The sequence below is a fragment of the Bradyrhizobium sp. UFLA05-89 genome, assembly GCF_059803475.1.
The window spans coordinates 14,386-31,321 of record NZ_JBANBA010000004.1; the positions used below are offsets into that span (position 1 = coordinate 14,386).

24 protein-coding genes are annotated in these 16,936 nt (G+C 58.1%); 2 read left to right on the forward strand and 22 right to left on the reverse strand.

Annotation, left to right across the window (positions count from 1 at the left end):
* Nucleotides 1-8 precede the first annotated feature (8 nt).
* From SO139_RS03115 to SO139_RS03135, 5 genes are all read right to left on the reverse strand, one after another.
* Complete coding sequence (locus tag SO139_RS03115; protein WP_498539611.1) at nucleotides 9-446, reverse strand: GNAT family N-acetyltransferase; 438 nt, start codon at nucleotides 444-446, stop codon at nucleotides 9-11.
* Nucleotides 443-1,102 carry a hypothetical protein gene (locus SO139_RS03120; RefSeq protein WP_498539612.1) on the reverse strand — a complete coding sequence of 220 codons (660 nt, stop codon included), beginning with the start codon at nucleotides 1,100-1,102 and terminating at the stop codon, nucleotides 443-445. Before SO139_RS03120 ends, SO139_RS03115 begins: the two co-directional genes overlap by 4 nt.
* Nucleotides 1,102-1,731, reverse strand: a complete 630-nt coding sequence (locus tag SO139_RS03125) for a hypothetical protein (protein WP_498539613.1) — start codon at nucleotides 1,729-1,731, stop codon at nucleotides 1,102-1,104. Before SO139_RS03125 ends, SO139_RS03120 begins: the two co-directional genes overlap by 1 nt.
* A complete protein-coding gene (locus SO139_RS03130; RefSeq protein WP_498539614.1) occupies nucleotides 1,731-3,908 on the reverse strand; it encodes a hypothetical protein in 2,178 nt (725 codons plus the stop codon). The genes SO139_RS03125 and SO139_RS03130 overlap by 1 nt, the downstream gene beginning before the upstream one ends.
* Nucleotides 3,909-4,083: 175 nt before the next feature.
* A complete protein-coding gene (locus SO139_RS03135) occupies nucleotides 4,084-4,488 on the reverse strand; it encodes a gene transfer agent family protein (RefSeq protein WP_498539615.1) in 405 nt (134 codons plus the stop codon).
* Nucleotides 4,489-4,578: 90 nt separating this feature from the next.
* Here SO139_RS03135 and SO139_RS03140 point away from each other — a divergent pair, with 90 nt between their 5' ends.
* Nucleotides 4,579-4,716 carry a hypothetical protein gene (locus SO139_RS03140; protein ID WP_498539616.1) on the forward strand — a complete coding sequence of 46 codons (138 nt, stop codon included), beginning with the start codon at nucleotides 4,579-4,581 and terminating at the stop codon, nucleotides 4,714-4,716.
* Nucleotides 4,716-4,907: a helix-turn-helix domain-containing protein gene (locus SO139_RS03145; RefSeq protein WP_498539617.1), complete on the forward strand. Its 192-nt coding sequence runs from the start codon at nucleotides 4,716-4,718 to the stop codon at nucleotides 4,905-4,907. Before SO139_RS03140 ends, SO139_RS03145 begins: the two co-directional genes overlap by 1 nt.
* A 2-nt stretch (nucleotides 4,908-4,909) precedes the next feature.
* On the opposite strand, the gene SO139_RS03150 is transcribed toward SO139_RS03145, so the two are convergent.
* The 17 genes from SO139_RS03150 to SO139_RS03230 all read right to left on the reverse strand — a co-directional run bounded on the left by SO139_RS03150 (nucleotide 4,910) and on the right by SO139_RS03230 (nucleotide 16,907).
* Complete coding sequence (locus tag SO139_RS03150) at nucleotides 4,910-5,299, reverse strand: HK97-gp10 family putative phage morphogenesis protein (RefSeq protein ID WP_498539618.1); 390 nt, start codon at nucleotides 5,297-5,299, stop codon at nucleotides 4,910-4,912.
* Nucleotides 5,299-5,745 (reverse strand): phage tail tube protein, encoded by a 447-nt coding sequence (locus SO139_RS03155; protein WP_498539619.1) that lies wholly within the window; start codon nucleotides 5,743-5,745, stop codon nucleotides 5,299-5,301. The genes SO139_RS03150 and SO139_RS03155 overlap by 1 nt, the downstream gene beginning before the upstream one ends.
* Nucleotides 5,746-5,837: 92 nt before the next feature.
* Complete coding sequence (locus SO139_RS03160) at nucleotides 5,838-6,248, reverse strand: DUF3168 domain-containing protein (RefSeq protein WP_498539620.1); 411 nt, start codon at nucleotides 6,246-6,248, stop codon at nucleotides 5,838-5,840.
* Nucleotides 6,241-6,444 carry a hypothetical protein gene (locus SO139_RS03165; RefSeq protein WP_498539621.1) on the reverse strand — a complete coding sequence of 68 codons (204 nt, stop codon included), beginning with the start codon at nucleotides 6,442-6,444 and terminating at the stop codon, nucleotides 6,241-6,243. Before SO139_RS03165 ends, SO139_RS03160 begins: the two co-directional genes overlap by 8 nt.
* 5 nt (nucleotides 6,445-6,449) lie before the next feature.
* Nucleotides 6,450-6,800, reverse strand: a complete 351-nt coding sequence (locus SO139_RS03170) for a phage head closure protein (RefSeq protein ID WP_498539622.1) — start codon at nucleotides 6,798-6,800, stop codon at nucleotides 6,450-6,452.
* A 77-nt stretch (nucleotides 6,801-6,877) separates the two neighbouring features.
* Nucleotides 6,878-8,191 carry a hypothetical protein gene (locus SO139_RS03175; protein WP_498539623.1) on the reverse strand — a complete coding sequence of 438 codons (1,314 nt, stop codon included), beginning with the start codon at nucleotides 8,189-8,191 and terminating at the stop codon, nucleotides 6,878-6,880.
* Nucleotides 8,192-8,953, reverse strand: coding sequence for a hypothetical protein (locus SO139_RS03180; protein ID WP_498539624.1), 762 nt, complete (start codon nucleotides 8,951-8,953; stop codon nucleotides 8,192-8,194).
* Between the two features lie 13 nt (nucleotides 8,954-8,966).
* Nucleotides 8,967-9,155 carry a hypothetical protein gene (locus SO139_RS03185; RefSeq protein ID WP_498539625.1) on the reverse strand — a complete coding sequence of 63 codons (189 nt, stop codon included), beginning with the start codon at nucleotides 9,153-9,155 and terminating at the stop codon, nucleotides 8,967-8,969.
* Nucleotides 9,156-9,157: 2 nt separating this feature from the next.
* Nucleotides 9,158-9,652 carry a hypothetical protein gene (locus tag SO139_RS03190; RefSeq protein WP_498539626.1) on the reverse strand — a complete coding sequence of 165 codons (495 nt, stop codon included), beginning with the start codon at nucleotides 9,650-9,652 and terminating at the stop codon, nucleotides 9,158-9,160.
* Between the two features lie 483 nt (nucleotides 9,653-10,135).
* On the reverse strand, nucleotides 10,136-10,426 hold the full coding sequence (locus tag SO139_RS03195; RefSeq protein WP_498539627.1) for a hypothetical protein: 291 nt from the start codon (nucleotides 10,424-10,426) through the stop codon (nucleotides 10,136-10,138).
* 87 nt (nucleotides 10,427-10,513) lie between these two features.
* Nucleotides 10,514-11,149: a head-tail connector protein gene (locus SO139_RS03200; RefSeq protein WP_498539628.1), complete on the reverse strand. Its 636-nt coding sequence runs from the start codon at nucleotides 11,147-11,149 to the stop codon at nucleotides 10,514-10,516.
* 215 nt (nucleotides 11,150-11,364) lie between these two features.
* On the reverse strand, nucleotides 11,365-11,553 hold the full coding sequence (locus SO139_RS03205; RefSeq protein WP_498539629.1) for a hypothetical protein: 189 nt from the start codon (nucleotides 11,551-11,553) through the stop codon (nucleotides 11,365-11,367).
* Nucleotides 11,554-11,603: 50 nt separating this feature from the next.
* Nucleotides 11,604-12,884, reverse strand: a complete 1,281-nt coding sequence (locus SO139_RS03210) for a phage major capsid protein (RefSeq protein WP_498539630.1) — start codon at nucleotides 12,882-12,884, stop codon at nucleotides 11,604-11,606.
* Between the two features lie 77 nt (nucleotides 12,885-12,961).
* Nucleotides 12,962-13,609, reverse strand: coding sequence for an HK97 family phage prohead protease (locus tag SO139_RS03215; RefSeq protein ID WP_498539631.1), 648 nt, complete (start codon nucleotides 13,607-13,609; stop codon nucleotides 12,962-12,964).
* Entirely contained in the window at nucleotides 13,606-14,868 is a 1,263-nt protein-coding gene (locus SO139_RS03220; RefSeq protein ID WP_498539632.1) for a phage portal protein, read from the reverse strand. The genes SO139_RS03215 and SO139_RS03220 overlap by 4 nt, the downstream gene beginning before the upstream one ends.
* Before the next feature lie 6 nt (nucleotides 14,869-14,874).
* On the reverse strand, nucleotides 14,875-16,461 hold the full coding sequence (locus SO139_RS03225; RefSeq protein WP_498539633.1) for a terminase large subunit: 1,587 nt from the start codon (nucleotides 16,459-16,461) through the stop codon (nucleotides 14,875-14,877).
* 26 nt (nucleotides 16,462-16,487) lie between these two features.
* On the reverse strand, nucleotides 16,488-16,907 hold the full coding sequence (locus tag SO139_RS03230) for a phage terminase small subunit P27 family (protein ID WP_498539634.1): 420 nt from the start codon (nucleotides 16,905-16,907) through the stop codon (nucleotides 16,488-16,490).
* Between the last annotated feature and the right edge of the window lie 29 nt (nucleotides 16,908-16,936).

The following is a 16,936-nucleotide window of genomic DNA, read 5'->3' on the forward strand; positions in this document are numbered from 1 at the left end:
ACGTAACCCTAGATTAGTCGCTTCACGCGATTGGATTCCGCGAACTGATAGCCGTTGCGATCGCACCACTTGGTGAGAGCGCCGTCATCGCTGATGTTGGTGAGCGAACAGCCGTTACCGACTGCCCACGCTTCAAACCAACGCACCATCTTGGGCCACGCCGAGCCGCGATGCTTTGGCGAGATCCATTTGACGATTTCAACGCCTATGCGTAACGGTGCATTCGGATAGTCAACTGCAGCGCCGACAAACAGGCCTTCCGCTTGGCCATTGACATCGTGCACCAAGCACAGTGAGGCGCGCGAGCCGAGGTGATTCAGAAATTGATTGCGCGCAATCTCAGGCGAGAATGTCGTATATTGCGCGAATGGCGAGGCAGGGAATGCTTCCTCGCAAAGGGCAACAACACGCTCGGTATCGCCGATATTCGCCAGACGAACCGTCACCGCGACACTATCCGAGCCGGTGGCGCGGCAGTGGTGCCGCCGTCCTTGCCCCAGAATAACTGCCAGTCCCCAACGACAGTTGTGTCCTGAAAGAAATTGTCCGACGCGTTACGCAGCCGCTGGCTTGCATCAGAACGCGTATCGGGATTGTAGCGCGTCATTTCCTGCGTATGCGAATTGCACGTGACAACGACGCTACCGTTGTTGTTCTCGCTCGGCGTGGTGATGGCAATCTTGTCGACAAACCCAACGAAGCGCGGGAACGCTGGCGCAACCATCTGCCTGGTGCCGGGATTAAATAGCCCCCGGAAAATCTGGACCTGGGCCTGCTTCAGGTCGTAAGTGCGGATATAATCGTTGGTCTCCTCGATAAGCTGGGACCAAGTGATCGTCACCGTCTGCGCGGATAGGCCGGTCAAAAGCGGAATGTCGCTGATTTGGATCAGGCCGCCAGCACCCAACCAGCTGCGCGACTGTGGGCCGCCCGTATCCGGGTCAATAACATCAGCGGTAATCGGACCAACATCGGACCACAAACCTGTAGGAACAGGGGAGCCATCGGTGAGGTTGCGTGCAATCACCCACACGAAGTCGCGCGGCTGGAGGAGGCGCTGCTGAAGCGCGGTATTGTTTTCGGCGGAAAGGCTTCTAGTCACTACCGAGCCTCTGTCGCCTGAAAACTTACGCTGCCCCACCCGGTTGACGGGTTCGCCGTTGACTTTACAGATCCGGGGTTAACGGCCATCAGGCAATGCGGGTTCTTCACGACGACGCTACCGGACGTGACGCCAGGCCAAATCGGTGGCGCAACCTGAAACAATCCGGTCGTACCGCTGGGTGCTGTTGCGTCTTCCTCAACACGATGTAGATCGTCGCCGATTGACAGGAAGTCGCCGACCGAAAGCTCATAGCCATTCGGTAGACCAGACACAGTAATGGACTTGCTATCGCTACTCACACTGGCAAGCGTTGCTGTCCCGCTGAACGAACTTCCGGTTGGCCACGTACCATTCGGGTAAAGGATTGGATAACACCGTGACATGGGGCGCCCGAGGAACGTCCATTTGCCGTTTTCGAGCGCTCCGAGCCTGGCCCGCCAATAATCCAGTTTATTGGGTGACAACTGCTTCGACTGCGCAGTCAGCGACCAAAGCGGCGAACCGAGGTCCTTGACGATGGTGCGACCAGCTGCGGTGCGGGACTGCTCTTGACGCCACAGGAAATCAAATTCCGTGGTCCAGAACACGCTGCCTTGCAGAATGTCGAATGGTTCGGATAGTGCCATTAAGCGAGTACCCGCCGCGCCTTAGCGTCCCTAACCGTTGTAACGATGCGTGAAGGCAACTCGGCTTTAAGTTGCTCGATTTGTCCCTGCAGGCGAGCGAGGCCGGCCGAATCTGCGCCGCGGGCATCGATGCTGATGGAAACTGGCGCGTTCACGCCGCCGCCCATGCCGCCGTTGCGCAGAATGTCGTTGGGGACTACCTGAGAGCCGCGGGGCAGATTTACAATCTCGGGGCCATTCTCGCCGACAAGAGCCATGCCACCCGGAGCAAAGTCGGTTCCGCTGGCGAAGCCTGGACCAAAGAAGGCGCCTCCGCTGTTGTTCGCCAACGTGCTTGCAGACGCAGCCTGCGCTGACGCGCCGGACGACTTAGCGCCAATGCCCAATAGCCCAAGCAACCCGCCTCCGAGCCCGCCACCAGACGAGCCACCGAACGCCGCTGACCACAGATTGTCGGCAGCCATCTGAGCCAACTTGTCGGCAATCTTGCCCAGCGCGTTGAGGCCGGCATTCTTGAGCGCGTCCATAGCTGTCGCGCCATTGCGAATCTGAGTCTCGAAGTCGACCAGAAAGCTGCGGTTAATGTCCTGTCCTAGAGTCCCAAGTTCTCTGATGGTGGCATTGAATTTGAGAGACGCGGCCTCCGCACTCTGAAGCGCGGTCGCAATGTCAGGGTAGATACCCTTGAGCTGATTGGCGATTGCCAGATCCTCAGGCGTAAGGAACGCCGACTGCTGACCACGCGAGATTTCATTATCAACCTTAGCCTTGGCCAGTGCAGCAGCTGCGGCCTCTGCCCTATCCTGCAACACCTTGAACTGAGCAGCCTGCTCAGCGGTCTCTTCGCCCCCATTGGCCTGGACAGCGGCTGTTTCTGCAGCCTGCGCCCTAAACTTGGCAAGCGCTGCATCGCCGAGCCCAACGGCCCTAGTGTCAGCTTCAGTTTGTTCGGTGTGCTTGCGGAGTGAATTGATTGCCCTGTCGACAGCGTCTTCAGCTTCTTCTGTCTTGTTGGGGTTTTTCGACGTGTCCCCACGGACAGCAGTAGCAACGTCGGTCGCCTGCTGCATTGCACGGCGCACATTAGCCGGATTTTGCAGCTGCGCCGCAAGTTTAGCGTTGATTCCGACGCTTGCGATGTCTTTCGGGTCGGTGGAAATGCCCATCGACTCTGGAGTGGAGTTCAGCCCAAGCGCGCCACTGGCGGCAGTGATTGATGACCAAATCGACGCGTTGCCGATACGGTTCGCAAACCAATCTGGCACCTGCTTAAGCGCCTGGTAAAGCTGGGTTGCATAACCAACTGCAGCAGCCAAATCCTCAACGATGTTGACCCACGACTCGTGGTAGTTCGTGCCGAGTTGGGCTAGGTCGCTTTGAACTGGCTTCCACTTATCTGCCAGAACCTTCTGCGCCTCTTCCATCCGATTCTTGAGATCGATGGCGCGGCCCACATCCTCATCAGATATGAGCTTCTGCGCAGACATCGCGTCCGCGCGCTTAAGCATATCGTCCAGATACCCGCTATCTTGCTGGATCGCAGTTCTGACGGTGGGACCGAATGCCTTGCCAGCAATATCGAGCGCTGCCAGGCGCTCGCCCTTGTCCATCATCTGGTCAATCAGCGCTACAACACTTCGAAGTTTTCCCTCAGTGTCATTGCCGACAATCGACAAGCCAGACGCATTGCCGACCTTCTGCAGTTCATCTAACCGCTGCTGAAGATCAGAGCCGCCAAGCTTGTCCGTGGTGGCCTCGTTGAACTTCTTGAGCGCCTCGCTGATGTCGTCAACCGCAACTGCGCCGCCCTTGGCTGCACCGGTAATTCTCTGAAAGAACTGAGTCGAAAAACCCGACTCGTTGGCTTGCTGAGCAAGCTTGTTGTAGTCCTCGATCTGCTGCTTGGCCAACTCGGTCATGTAGTTCATGAGCCGAAACGCCTCAACAACAGCAGTGATGCCTAAGGCGATCGGACCGAGCATACGCGTTACGTTACGCAACGCGACAACCATGCCACCTATGGAGCCAGAGGCAACAAGCGCAGACGAGTTTAGATCAACAAATTTCTTGATGGCGAACGACGTCATTTCAGACGTCGCTGACTTCGCATCATTAACGCCTCTTTTGAAGGCGTCCATGTCTAGGGCCAACGGAATTTTTAGCGACGGTGCGGCCATCTGAAATTTTATTGACCTATATTGTGCTCTGATAGCAGTGCATCAAACTCGTCGTCGCTCATTGGGCCTTCTTTGCCGTTAGCTTTGTTCAAGCCGTCAGCGTAGGCCGCAATTTCCCAGAGGGAGCACTCTTCAATTTCTCTGGGGTGCCACTCAAGAGCGGCAGCGAGCGCAATTACTTCGGATCGTCGGAGGCGTCCGTCGTCTCTATAGAGCCGGTTTCTGGCGCCCCCGCCGGCTTCCCTTTTCCCACGGGGTCATCCGGCACGCCGACCAATACGGCTTCAAGAACTGCGTATGCAACCATAACGCTCGGTGCCAGCCCGTTGGGATTCTCATCAACATGGTTGCGCACTGCAGACATTGCCTTTTCGGGGGACATGCCGCCACCAATCAGGCCGAGCCGAATGGGCTCACGAACGTCGTTAAGTCCCCACTGAGAATTGCCAAGGCGGGTAATGATCGCAGCGATACCAGCCTTGCACTTCTCCTCAAGGTCGAGGATTAGCCCGACCTTAGACAGGCAGAATTGATCCTCGCCGTGAGCCCAGATGATGGATCTCGTTGCCGGAGCGCTCATTAATCCTCAATTGTAACATTTCGTGATTACGCAGCACTTGCGTATACGCAGGAATAGCGTATTGTCCAGTTATCGAAACGGAGCAAGCAAATGACCAAGCAGCAGCAAATCGAAACCATCGCGAAGCTCGAAGCGCTAGTTGCCAAGAACGGCTCAACCCCGCTTCTTCAGATGCTCATCGCCCAAGCCAAGGCTGGCAAGCTCGTTGCTCCGAAGCGCATGATCTGATGACTCCCACCCAATACAAAGCGGCCATTAAGGCGTTAGGGCTGTCCCAAGAGCGCGCTGGTGATTGGCTCGGCATCGGCCGAAGAACGTCTCAGGGCTACGCGCTGGACGAACATCCAGTGCCTGAGCCGGTGGCGAAATTGCTGCGGCTCATGCTGCGACTGGGGCTTAAGCCAGAAGATGTGAAATAGGCTCAGTCATTAAGCGCCTCATCAATCGCGTCTTCAATCTCATCTCGCAACTCGGGAGCGACGCGTCTTACTGTGTTGTAAAAGAACGGCTGCGCCTCTTCGTTTCTAGTTCCAAACTCTGTGGCCATTGCGTAATCGTAAGGAACGCCAGAACCATTGCGGACTTCCTTGGTGGTCAAATCACCACCAGCAGTAACCCAGAACGTTCCATCATCGTCCTGACGCACCTGCACGGATTCCTTTAGATTGCCGGTGGGCCCGCGAGGCGCTGCATCCTTGATGGCCCCAGCCAACGTATCGGCAGCCTCCGTCAGCTTGGCTGACATCTTGCGCTGAACCTTATCAGGCATTTCGTCAAACCAAGACTGAACGTCGTCGTCAGGGCCGGGCACTATGCCCCAGGCACGTATGTGATGATATCAGCGTTATCCAGCGTGATATCCACGGTAACCTTCTGGCCGCGAGTACCAGTCAGCTTGAAGTTCGCCAGCACCCACGGACCTTCGTACGAGCCAAGAGACGGATTATCCAACTTGACGTGCGCATTCTTGGCCGAGCCACTCAGGAACCAGTTATTCCAAACAGCGAACGACTCAACGGCCATAACGCCGGTGCCCGTCACCTGCGCGGACAAAGAAGTGACTTCCTTAGTGTCCCACGCCGCCGCCTCTGGATCGTCGCAGAACGGCACTACCGTGTTGCCAATCGAGGAGGTCAGCGTAAACGTGGTGTTGGTCAATCCACACGGCTGCGAAAACACTTCAGGGCTCGCTCCGTCGCCAACAAGGATCAGGAGCTTCGTGCCCGCAATAACGGTCGGCTTAACGGTGCCGGTCATGAACGTAACCTCTTATATAGGTTTAATGAAATGGCCGGTTGGCCGTATTGCTGCCCATGGCAGCGTTACCAGCGCGCAATGCGCAGGATTGACTAGGACGCTGTAACTTGCGCCTTGAGGGTCATTCTGACCCGCCTGGAGACCCCATCTGGGTCGCGCAGTGTCATGTAATCGTGGATCTCGAGAACGACGACGTTAAATCCAGCAACAGTTAGGTTCTGCGGCTGCTCATCGAGCAGAGCGAGGATCGCAGCAGCGATAGTCTTCGCCTCTGCATAGCCCTTGTACGTCGACCAGATGTCGATGATCGGATAGCAAATATATCCGTCGATGCACTCCGCCTTGTCAGGTAGAACCTGGCAGTCACCCAACGACACATATGGCGTTTGGGTGTTCTGCGGGGCTTCGTCATAAACACGACCACCAACAACAGCGGGCAAGACACCGGGAGCCGTTAGGGCCGCATAAATGGCGGTTTGCAGCGGGAGGGAGGGGTCAAGCATCTTCCAAAATACGTCCAGCAGATGCCGATACAATTGCGCTTACAACGGCATCCGGCACCTTGCGGTAAGTCTCGCCAGCCAGATACTTGATGTGAATTCCGCCAGCACGGAACGTGTAATCGCTGGCCATCCCAACCGACTGTGCGCCGCCGGCAATGGCTGAAAAAATAGCGGCGCGGGCTCTTTGGCAGGCCATGCACGTCACGGAGTAGCACCGGCAGGAACAGTTCCGTCAACCTCGACGGTAAACTCCAGAACGTCGTTCAGCTGATCTACGTTCTCGTGCGATCTGATATTGTAAGTCACGCCCTTGATGATGACACGGTATGTACCGTCAATGGCCCTCGCCGCCACACTAGACCTGATATGCAGCACGCCCGCCTGATTGTCGGCAATGCGACCCTGCATGATCTTTTCGCGGGCCTTCTCTGGCGTAAACGACGCCCAGACCGTAATATAATCGGTCCACAGCGTTGTGCTGCCGCCTGAGCCGTCTGGCGTCGTCACCAGCCGCTGGAATGTTGCACGCCTATTGAGTGGGCCGGCCTTCATTTGCTACCGATATATCAATGCTATACAAATCTGCCGGGCGGGAATCAGGCTCCAACTCCCCCTGAGGGAGCGGACGGCTAAGGCTGTATCTGGATCAGCGCAGCTTCGCCCGGCCCAAGCGTCACGGCCTGCCCCCGGTTGATCGAAAACGTTGAACCACTCCAAGAGCCGCCGTTGCCGATCGCAGCGCCGCCGATGGTCGGGTTTGGATCAAGCACGCCTTGCGCGCCCTGAATTTGCAGAACCGTCGCCGTCGTCCAAGCGCTCGATTGATCGACCGTCACGGCATGCGATTGCAAAACATCGTTGTTGACCACGATGATATTTGCATTGCCGTGGGCGCCAATCGTCGCGATGGCGTTAATCTCGCCACCCTGAATTTGCGCGTTGACGATCTGTTGTCCCAGCAGCTTCGAGAACAGATATTGCCCATAGAAGATTGGTCCAGCCGTCCAGTTGCCGCCGCCCGCTGACAGGAGCGGGTTATAGTGCGGCGTGAAAGGATCACTTCCGTTCATGATGCTGTGGGTATCGATACCCTGCCAGCCGTGCGAGGCGAAAGTGATTGCTTCGTTTAGATACCAAGTGGCCGCAACCATCGTATCACTCAGACCAGCTTGGCCGCCGCCCGTGTGGGTGTTGCTTTCGGTCAAACGCTGCGGCGTGCTTCCGGCCCAAGCGTTATTGCGGAACATCGAGGCGCCACCGGAGAGGGTGAAATTCCATCCCCTGATGCTGCCGAGCAACTGGCCGGGTGTGATGTTTCCGCCCGCCGTCCACCCATAGAAATGCTGGGTGATGAGCGAGAGACCCGCCTTTCCGGGCGTTAGGCCACCAATGACCGTCTGCGTTTGGAGGAAATCGAAATCATCCCACGCCGCCAGCTTCACGCCTGGAACGGCTCCAGTCACCGAGGTATAGTAGCTATTCCACATCGTCTGATAGCTGGAGACGGTGAAGTGGTTTACGTCGATAGGCTCGTTACCGAACTGGAAAATTACGTTCGACGTACCGAGAGCCGCCGCGATGGTTGTCGCGTGATTGGCTGCCGTGGTGGCGTCATTCGCGACCGCATCGAGCCCCCAGATTACCGACCAGCCCGCACCGAGCGCCGCAACAAAACTCGCCAGCGCGGCAGCGTTCGTGCTGTTGACGTTCGGAGGCGTCGCCTTGTCGGAGGCGTTGCCTCCGATTCTGAGTACGCTATTTGACCCTATCAGCTTCATGAGATTGACGAGCGACGTATTCGACGGATCGAAATAGCCGTTGATGAAGTCTGTAGTCTCGACGGAGAACCCGACAAAATTGTTAGGGATGGTGATGCCCGGCGAGGTCAAATCAGCATTGACCGTCAACGCCGGTCGAGATGCGCCAGCGGAAAACGAAAACAATTACATCACTCCATAGATGCGGACGAACGCCGCTCCCGGCACGCTGCCAGCGGCATTGAAGCCACCACCACCACCGCCGCCGCCATGGCCCTGCGACGGTGCAGATCCAGCAACGCCGGTTGCGCCGCCCGCTCCACCGTTACCGAAGGCCCCCGAAGCGCCGCCACCGCCGCCTGAGTTGCCAGCGTTACCGCCAGAGGTCCATCCTCCAACGCCGCCAGCTCCTGAGCCTGCGCCAGTGTTGCCGCCGCCACCCCCGCCAGCGCCACCGCCTTGAATGGCTGTTCTCGGTGTGGAGCCCGTGCCGCCAGAGCCTGCGGAAGCACCGGAGCCAGCATTCGGGCCGCCGCCGTTTCCGCCCGTGCCGCCCGTGCCAGCCGAACCAGCGGCACCCGGAAGGCCGCCCAGCAGAACCGGGAACGGATCGGTCGCGCCCGTGATCGTGACGGAAGACGCTTGTGAGCCCGCAGCGCCCGCTGCTGGAGCCGTTGGCGTGCCGGGAATGAAGATGGTCAGCGTTTGGCCGCTTGCCACCGCAAGCGGATAGTTGTTAACCCAATGGCCGCTACCGCCGCCGCCACCGCCGCCACCAGTCGCAGTTGCCCCGCCGCCACCGGGGCCGCCAGCACCGGACGCATCAACCCAAACGAGGCCGCTTGTCGTCGTCGGAATGGACAGCGTGTAAGTGCCGGGAGTGGAATACTCGTATGCCTTCAGAGTGGCGAGGTTTGTTGCCACGCCGGGAACATTGATCACAGTCATTGACGTGGCTCCTTTAAGAAAGTGGCGCGATCAGCGGGTAGTAATTTCCGCTCGCGTCCTGATAGAGGATCAGTTGATTTTGGCCGTTGCCGTCGATCCAGTAACGGTAGCCGTAGCCGGGGGGCAGGCTGGATTGCCAGACGTTCGCACCCCCAAGGAGAGTGAGCAGCTGACGGCGCGAAGTATTGGGATTCGTGGACACGATTAGACGATGAATCCATAGAGCCAGATCTGGCGCGCAACGGCAGCTGCGGTGAACGTGCCTGCATTGACCAACTCGATGAACAGGCTGCTGCCGGCCAGTTCGAAGTCTTGCGTGTCCGTGAACTGCGTCTTCACGTAGCAGGTGCCGCCAGCCGCGACTGGCGCGCCGAGCGCGAGCGAGCCTCGGTAAGCAGGCAAGTCGCCAGAGGCGCGAGCCCAGGCGGTATTGTTAGCGCGCCCGCTCGGCGGCGTGACACTGTATGTGTGAGCCGTATATGCCCCCTCGCCCGAAATGACGGCGCTGGCATCGATCTTGATGACCGAACTCAGCATGCGGATGAGCGAACCAGGAGGGACTAGCCTACCGAGGCGGTCGGCAAAAACAAACTCCTTCGCAGTATCAATGATGTTGCCGGCCGCATACGACGCTGCAGACGGCGTGAAGTTGGCGCTCGCCTTGACGAAGGTGCCGTTGATGAAGCTGATCTCAGCCATCAGAGCGTAACGCCCGTATTCTGGATGTTCAGGTTAAGCACGGTGGTGCTAGTAGCAACACCAAGGACCACAACGTCACCGCCGGTCGTGATGTCAGCCTGAGGGCAGATGCCGCCCGGAGTCACCGACTGACAGTATGTGGTGCCCTTAACAAGCGTGCCACCAACCGTAACCGGGCCACTCTTTTGGATAGTGAGGGGTTGCCCTACAGCAGCGCTGTTCAGCGCGACACCACGACAGGTCTTGGCGCCCACCGGGTCACGCGCGAGGATCTGATGGCCGACATGGCACAGTCCGCCCGCCGTCCACCCATAGAAATAGCGTTGGAATCCGACAGCTTGTAAGTATTGGTGGCGGTATCCAGATAGACATACTGACCAGCCGTGATAGCGGCGCCAGCGGTCATGGTCTCTCGAGGCGAAGAGCCGTCGCCAATAACGTTCGCCGCGGTAATCGCAACATCAGCCATAACAATTCCTCAGGTTAAGCGGTGTACGGGGGTTTGTCCGCGGGCACTTCGGCGGGGCCAGTCTGGCCATCTAAAGGGGGGCCACCGTTGTCGCCCGCAACCATGCTCTCAATCGTGTTACGCAGGTCGGACTCGTATTGCTCCATGCTGCTAACGTGGTCGACGCCAGCGCCAGTAAGCTCGTCAATCTTGTCCATCACAGCGTCATACCGCTTGCCAACAGCAGCAATGTCAGCCTCTTGCTTTTTGGCTCGCGCCAGCCTGCCTTTTAGGCCGGCCAACTCCATCGGGCGCTTAATTTCCATATCTAATAATTCCGGATTTCTCTGGAGTATTTCAAGTCGCAGCTTGAGGTGGTGGAGTGCGACGAATGCCGTTAGACGGTCCACACCCTAAAGCCAGTGCCCGCGGAAATAGGAGTGTTCGTGGTGCGAACCTTCGTAGGGAGTCCCGCGCCTATAGTTCGCCAAGAGACTGTCAACAGTAGACCAGCCAGCAACCCATAGCGCGCCAGGCACGGGCCGAGCGCCTGCCGGAATATCAGCTGGCTCCCTGTTGGCGTATGAACCGCCAACAATGAGCAAGATTGCGTTCTTCACAGGATCTGGCGCGACGCTATATCCGACAACAGCAGTAACGGTGATGCGCGAGCGTGGCTGCACAGCAGGCCATTGCTGGCCGTATTTCAGCACAATAGCAACATCCAATCCGTCAGCGCGAACCTCGTAGACCGCCGTGTCAAGCGTCTGCGTTGTGCCCGTGGTATCAATATAGGTGATCCCAGAAACAGACTGTAGCGGGGCCTCAGGCAGAAATGCAAAATCAGAGAACCTGTCGCACTTCATCACGACGGTCTGCGTCGCGAGGCGCGTATTGCAATATTTCTCGACGTATCCGGTCGCACCAGCAATCATCAAAGTGACGTCGGATGCATCGTCGGCAGCATCAATGCGCAAGCGAAGCTTAGCCTCGTCAATCGAGACTGGCGCGTCTGTTGCAGCAACTGTGACGCTGGCAGGATACCACATAGATCAGGCTGCCTTACGTGGACGACCGCGGCGGCGCACCTCAACCGCCGGGTCAACTGCAACAGCGCGCTCGAAACCATCACCGGCCACCACAGGCACGGCGTATTCCGCGGCGATAAGGCGCATAGCCTCCTCGCCTGAGAACCGTTCCGTTTCGTCGCCGGGATGAAAATCAAATCCAGGCCCGGCGACACTGGTGGTAATACGGAGAAGCACTAGCCGGCGCTCACCGTAAGCACGCCAGCATTACTCCAAAGCTGGCCGAGCACGTGCGGGTCTGCAGTCGGTAGGGTAAGAATGAGAGCGCCGCCAGACTCAACGACAAGCTTGCCGCCGCTGGCTACCGTAAGCGTGTTGCCGCCATTCGATTCTTGGATTTTGGTAACGTAAGTGGCATCAGCCATCTATGCATCTCCAGAAGTGGTGGGGCGGCTAGTTAAGCCGCCCCAAACTATTACGGCTGAACCAGATACTTAACGGCAGCGGCGTCGAGCAATTCGCCGTCAAACCGGATCAGGCCAGCGATGCCGAGATCCGGCCAGAAGCGCTCGCGCAGCACGCCGATAACCGGGGCACCAACCTTGCGGACCCAATACTTGCCGAAGTCACCGAACAGCACCGTCTTGTTGCCCGTGGCAATCGTCGCCATGGCCTGATTGATGCTGTAATTGTAGCCGAGCAGATTGCCGGGAGCGCCTGTCTGAATGTTGCCCATGGTCCAGATATAACGACCGTCGCCGTCCTTCAGCTTGCGGAGGGCCGCCAGCGTCAGGTCGTTGAACATGAAGCGCACCTTCGGCGACTGCCGGTAGGCCGGATCGACAGAGTGGATGAGGTCAATAACCTCGTCATAGACGATAGCGGTGGAAGAAGCTGCGGTCTTGCCGGAGCTTGCAGCCGCAACGATACCATGCGGCGCCGAGGAACCAGTGCCGGTCGTAAGCTGCGAGTTAGCCAGTCGGCCAAGGCGTTCGCCGAGCAGGTCGGAAAGCAGAGATTCCATGTTGAAGATGGAGTCCTGCGCGAGCTGCCAGGAGAATTTCACGAACTTCGTGTTGAAGTCGTAAGCCTCAAGCTGCTTCTGACCAAACACCGCATCGGCCGAACCGTCGTCAGTCAGCCCAGTGCCTTCAGTACCCGCAACGCCGGTATTCGACGTATCGTCGGTGGTCGGGATCGGCAGCGCGTTACCTGACGATGTGTTCAACTCGCTAACGATATTTTCGTCATACATTGGCCCCCACATCTTCATGGACCGAACGAGCATGTCCTGAAGTTCAGTGGGAATGGTGTACCCGCCTGCCGTGGTGCTGCCACCAGTCTGGACGCGCTTTTCCATGTCCTGCACAACGCCAGCGCGCAGCACGGCGCGCTCATCGGAATCCAAAGCATCAAGCGAAGCGCCACCAGCGATGAACTTGAAGAACACCTGGCGATATTCGGGCTTGTCGCCTTCGTCCGCGCCGCGGGCCTCGCCTTCGCTGCCGGCGATCGGGCGCTTGGCCTTGCGTGCAGCTGCGGCGCGCTCTTCAGCGTCCTTCTCGGCAGCGGCAAGTCGCTCTTCACGCTCAATGTGCTTTTCGATCTTGTCGAATTCGGCCATAATGTCGTCATGGCGCTTTTCGAGTTCTGCCTCGCGCGAAGCGTCGGTGTTGGCACCAACCTCATCAAGCGCAGCGCGCGCCTGAGTCATCAGTTGGCCGCGCTTCTCCTGGAGTTCAGTAAGGGTAGGCATATAAATGTATCCTCAAGTGGTGTGCCGCATAGCGGCGTGGGATTAATGGCAGGGCGCTTGTCGCGTCCGCCCTCCGGCTATTTGCCGGGTGACACGGGCGCGTCCTGCCGGATGCCCCGAAACTGCTGTTCCTGTTTGGCCCTGCGCTCTGCAATGCGGCGCTTGGCAGCCGCAGCATCTGCGGCTCGCTTTTCCGCATCAACCTTTGCGGTCTCGGCCTCTTTGCGCGCTGACTCAAGCGAGCGCGCAGCAAGGGTGGTGTCGTCATATGCAGGGAACGCAACCGCGCTCACCTCATAAAGCTCAACGGCCTGAATGGTGCGGATGGGATTTTCCGGGTCGGTATCGTCCCATTCTTGCTTCGTCACTCGGAAGCCGAACGACATTCCAGAGATGTCACCGCGCTCAACGAGAGTCCAAAGGTCGTTACCATCGCTGGTGTCCGGCACGTCGACTTCTACGCGCAGGCCCTTGGTATCCTGTGACAATCGCAACGTGCCAGACTTGGTGCGCCCGATGACGCGCCCAGAGTCGTGGTCGACCAATGCCCTAACATCAGCAGTCATGGCAGAGTCGAATGCGCCCGGCGCGATCGACTCGGTGAAATACCCGCCGATATCGGTTTTCGAATTGAATACAGCAGCGTAGCCCGTCAGGGTCCGCTTATCGCCGTTCGCGCGAACCTCAACGCCTAGGCTTGCGCCACGCCGCTCAATCTCAGTCATGCTGCTTTGGATTCCTTGGAAGCCGATCCCGCGTCCGGGTTGGGCTGGTTATCGTTCGCTGGCTTTGCAGCCAGTGCAGGCTGGCTGCCTAGTGGCACAGTGGCGCCCTGCACCAACAATTTATCCGCAGCGCCGCCCTTTGCAGGAAGATTCTCTATCGCCCGCACTTCATCCGGGGTGCGAATGGCGTTCTGGATCGCGGTTGCGTAACCAGTCATACGGCTGGCGAAGTCGCCGCGGAGCAAGCCGTCCAGATTGTGCTCTACGTATCGACCGTTATTTCCCCGACCGAATAGCTTGAGGTTCAACTCTCCCTCAAACGCCTCTGACCACTGGCCGATCAAGTGCTTGACGAAGAACAAATCCTGCTGCTCGGTGTTGCTGAACGTACCCTGCGTAAGATCCTGCAGGAACACCGGAGGAATCTGCCAGGCACGCGCGATTTCCTCAACCTGGAAGCGCCGCGCATCAATCATCTGGCCCTTGGCCGGATCAAAGCCAACCGGCTTCAACTCGTAGCCGGAAGGAACTGGAAAGACCGCTTGGTTGCTAGACTTTGCCGAGTCGATCGCACGCTTAATGTCTGCCTGCGCGCGCTTAATTGCCTCGGCGCCGGCCGGTAGCGGACCAACCAGAGCCAAGGGCGGAACACCACCACCAGCAAAGAAGTTGCTGGCGTAATCGTTCATGGCCAAGGCAAGCTGAATTGCCTTCGATGCCAAGACAACCGGCCCGTAGTGTCTGACGCCACAGGGCCGCAGCATGAACGGAAGATCGATAATGTCTTCTGACGGATAATCCTTGCCGTCGAAGCTGTAGACCAACTTCATGCCAGAGCGGCGGATGGTGGTCTTGAAAGGGTTCATGGGCCAAATGGCCTCGACACCCTGCGGCGCGCGTTCAATCCACGCTAGGCCGCGACCGCCCGTGAACACTTGCTGCCAAAAATACTGACGAAACTTGAAGCTATCCATTTCATCGTTCGGCGCATCATGGATAACAGACTCGAGCTTACCGCTGATTTTCTTTGGGCCATCCTTCGTGTCTCGATACGCATGAAGTGGCAGAGCAGCCATGGTACGAGACAGAAAAGCAACCGCAGCAGCAACAGCAGGCACACAAAGCGCACTATCGACCGTGACATGCGGCAAATTCGTTTGATTGACGCCAAAAAACGCCAGAAAACCGTCAGAACTAACCGGAATCGTCGGGTTTTCGACGTTTCTAGCTTCGCTTTTTTTGCCTCGTCGCGATGCCATATTTAGTTAAGTGCCGATCTTAGCGAGGGAAAAATTTGGATCGTCCCAGGGGGAAATAGCCGAGCCTTCCGGTACCATCTCACGGGCCTTCAAACCAAGGCACATCGCGGTAGCCACCGCGCCGTCAATTCGAAACCGCGTCTTGCTTTTATCCAGTTTACGGTTGCCGGAAGCGTCCGTCACCGCAATGGCGTTCGCAAAACAGAAGCCAAGGACCGGGTTGCCGTCGTGCTTCATGCGCCGATGCACGACGGAAGCCTCTAGAGCCTCAACTGCTGGCGACATATCGCGGTAACCCTGGCCCCACGGGATAAGGCGCAACGCGCCGTCGTAAGACTTGTCCTTGCCGTCAATGTAGACGTCGACACCAAGGCGCTGAAATTCAACCAGCAACTGCTCGATGCGCCAGCGGTCATAGGCAATGCCGCGGACAACATACTCTTCGCGGATCTCGGCTATACGCGAGGCAACAAATGAATAATCGATTGCACGACCGTGAGGTGTCTCAAGCCAACCATCCTTAGCCCAGACATCATATGGTGCCCGATCGCGCTTAACGTGGTCATGTAACCATTCTTTCGGCTTCCAGTGCCACGCCTTAAGTCGGTCTTCTTTCGGGTCCGCGTTGACGCCTACCAGCGACGTCAAGTCGTGCACACCGGACAAGTCGAGCGCGAGGTAAACTTCCTCGCTAGCAACAAGCGTTTCGCCCGTTTGGCAGGCCTTCCATTCCGACCGCGGTATAAGCGGCGAAGTCTGGTCAACTCGCTGGTTGAGGTACAGATTCCGGAATGACGCTTCTAGCGTCTTCATTCGGCCGGCCTGAACAGCCAGCGCTCGCAAATCTTCGGTAGAGCGAAAGTCACCAAGTGCAGGATTTGCAGCGGCCCATGCCGCCTCATCCATCACCTCGGCCTCATCATCTGCGCAGTACAGATGAACCAAAACCGTTTCGTCGTTCGCCACCAGGCCGTCATCAATCAGCTTGGAAAGCGGATGCTCCGGATCCGGCGATTGCGTCGAAATGACAATACCAAGAGGTTCCTTGCGGGCGCCCTGCGAGGTGTTCATAACCTCGTACAGCTCTTGGTCTCTGGCCTGCGCCAGCTCGTCGTAAATCCAAACCGATGGATTCAGACCATGCTTGGTGCCTGCCTCGGCAGACAGCGCCCGATAGAATGAACCATTTGGCTTGTGCAGCAGCGTCTTCGTTGAAGGCACTACGGTAATTGGCAACTCGCCACCTGGCGCGAATTCAGGCTCAGCCTCCACCAGTTGTCTGGCGAACTTGAACACCTGACCGGCCTGCTCACGGTCTGTGGCGGCCGAATAGATTTCTCCATTCGGTATCGCCTCTGGCCCGACAAGGTGCGCCAACACGAGCGCAGCAATCAGCATTGTCTTGCCGTTCTTTCGGGCCACCGAAAGAATTGCGCGCCTTACCTTGCGGTTGCCGGCGGCGTGGTGCGGCGCATACAGGTCACGGATGAACTGCTTTTGCCAGTCGCGGAGGCGGATAAACCCGCCCTGCCCCTCGCCGCTTGGCACCCTAAGCAGCTCAATGAACGCAATAACGCGTTCAGCGCGGGCCAATCCGTCCTTGGTAAAGCCTAACCGCTTTACTGCCCAATCAGGCCGGCGAACTTGGACTTTGGCTTGTCCTGCGGGAGCGATATTGCTGCCCTCGCCTTCGGATCCAACCCCAGCCTGTCGCCCATCGCCATCATTATGCGGGCGGCCTCGTTCTTGATCTTGTACCATGGGTTGGGCTGAAGATTTCCCGTGGACCCCGGCACAATCGACGGCTCAACCAGCAGCGCCTGCGTCGCTTTCTTGTGGTCTGCCCATGCCGTTGCATAAACCGCGATACCGCCAACGTCAGTTGAGGCGTAAGTTGATGGCGGCATGGCCGCCACGATCATCTCGAAACAATCCCGCGCGTCACCTTGAAGGTAGTTCGGGATATAGACGTCGCCGGATGGTCGAATGGACGGTGGGCGCTTTGTGCGCTTGCCAGGGTTTCCCTTCAGCGCCTGCATCTCTGGCGTCTCTGGCCGCCTACCCCTCG

Bases quoted from the DNA above. Each gene is read 5' to 3' on its own strand.
- SO139_RS03195 (WP_498539627.1), bottom strand. From the start codon at position 10,426: ATGGAAATTAAGCGCCCGATGGAGTTGGCCGGCCTAAAAGGCAGGCTG.
- SO139_RS03205 (WP_498539629.1), bottom strand. From the start codon at position 11,553: ATGGCTGATGCCACTTACGTTACCAAAATCCAAGAATCGAATGGCGGC.
- SO139_RS03200 (WP_498539628.1), bottom strand. From the start codon at position 11,149: ATGTGGTATCCTGCCAGCGTCACAGTTGCTGCAACAGACGCGCCAGTC.
- SO139_RS03140 (WP_498539616.1), top strand. From the start codon at position 4,579: ATGACCAAGCAGCAGCAAATCGAAACCATCGCGAAGCTCGAAGCGCTA.
- SO139_RS03170 (WP_498539622.1), bottom strand. From the start codon at position 6,800: ATGAAGGCCGGCCCACTCAATAGGCGTGCAACATTCCAGCGGCTGGTG.
- SO139_RS03155 (WP_498539619.1), bottom strand. From the start codon at position 5,745: ATGACCGGCACCGTTAAGCCGACCGTTATTGCGGGCACGAAGCTCCTG.
- SO139_RS03125 (WP_498539613.1), bottom strand. From the start codon at position 1,731: ATGGCACTATCCGAACCATTCGACATTCTGCAAGGCAGCGTGTTCTGG.
- SO139_RS03145 (WP_498539617.1), top strand. From the start codon at position 4,716: ATGACTCCCACCCAATACAAAGCGGCCATTAAGGCGTTAGGGCTGTCC.
- SO139_RS03230 (WP_498539634.1), bottom strand. From the start codon at position 16,907: ATGCAGGCGCTGAAGGGAAACCCTGGCAAGCGCACAAAGCGCCCACCG.
- SO139_RS03135 (WP_498539615.1), bottom strand. From the start codon at position 4,488: ATGAGCGCTCCGGCAACGAGATCCATCATCTGGGCTCACGGCGAGGAT.
- SO139_RS03165 (WP_498539621.1), bottom strand. From the start codon at position 6,444: ATGGCCTGCCAAAGAGCCCGCGCCGCTATTTTTTCAGCCATTGCCGGC.
- SO139_RS03215 (WP_498539631.1), bottom strand. From the start codon at position 13,609: ATGACTGAGATTGAGCGGCGTGGCGCAAGCCTAGGCGTTGAGGTTCGC.
- SO139_RS03210 (WP_498539630.1), bottom strand. From the start codon at position 12,884: ATGCCTACCCTTACTGAACTCCAGGAGAAGCGCGGCCAACTGATGACT.
- SO139_RS03160 (WP_498539620.1), bottom strand. From the start codon at position 6,248: ATGCTTGACCCCTCCCTCCCGCTGCAAACCGCCATTTATGCGGCCCTA.
- SO139_RS03130 (WP_498539614.1), bottom strand. From the start codon at position 3,908: ATGGCCGCACCGTCGCTAAAAATTCCGTTGGCCCTAGACATGGACGCC.
- SO139_RS03220 (WP_498539632.1), bottom strand. From the start codon at position 14,868: ATGGCATCGCGACGAGGCAAAAAAAGCGAAGCTAGAAACGTCGAAAAC.
- SO139_RS03180 (WP_498539624.1), bottom strand. From the start codon at position 8,953: ATGACTGTGATCAATGTTCCCGGCGTGGCAACAAACCTCGCCACTCTG.
- SO139_RS03190 (WP_498539626.1), bottom strand. From the start codon at position 9,652: ATGGCTGAGATCAGCTTCATCAACGGCACCTTCGTCAAGGCGAGCGCC.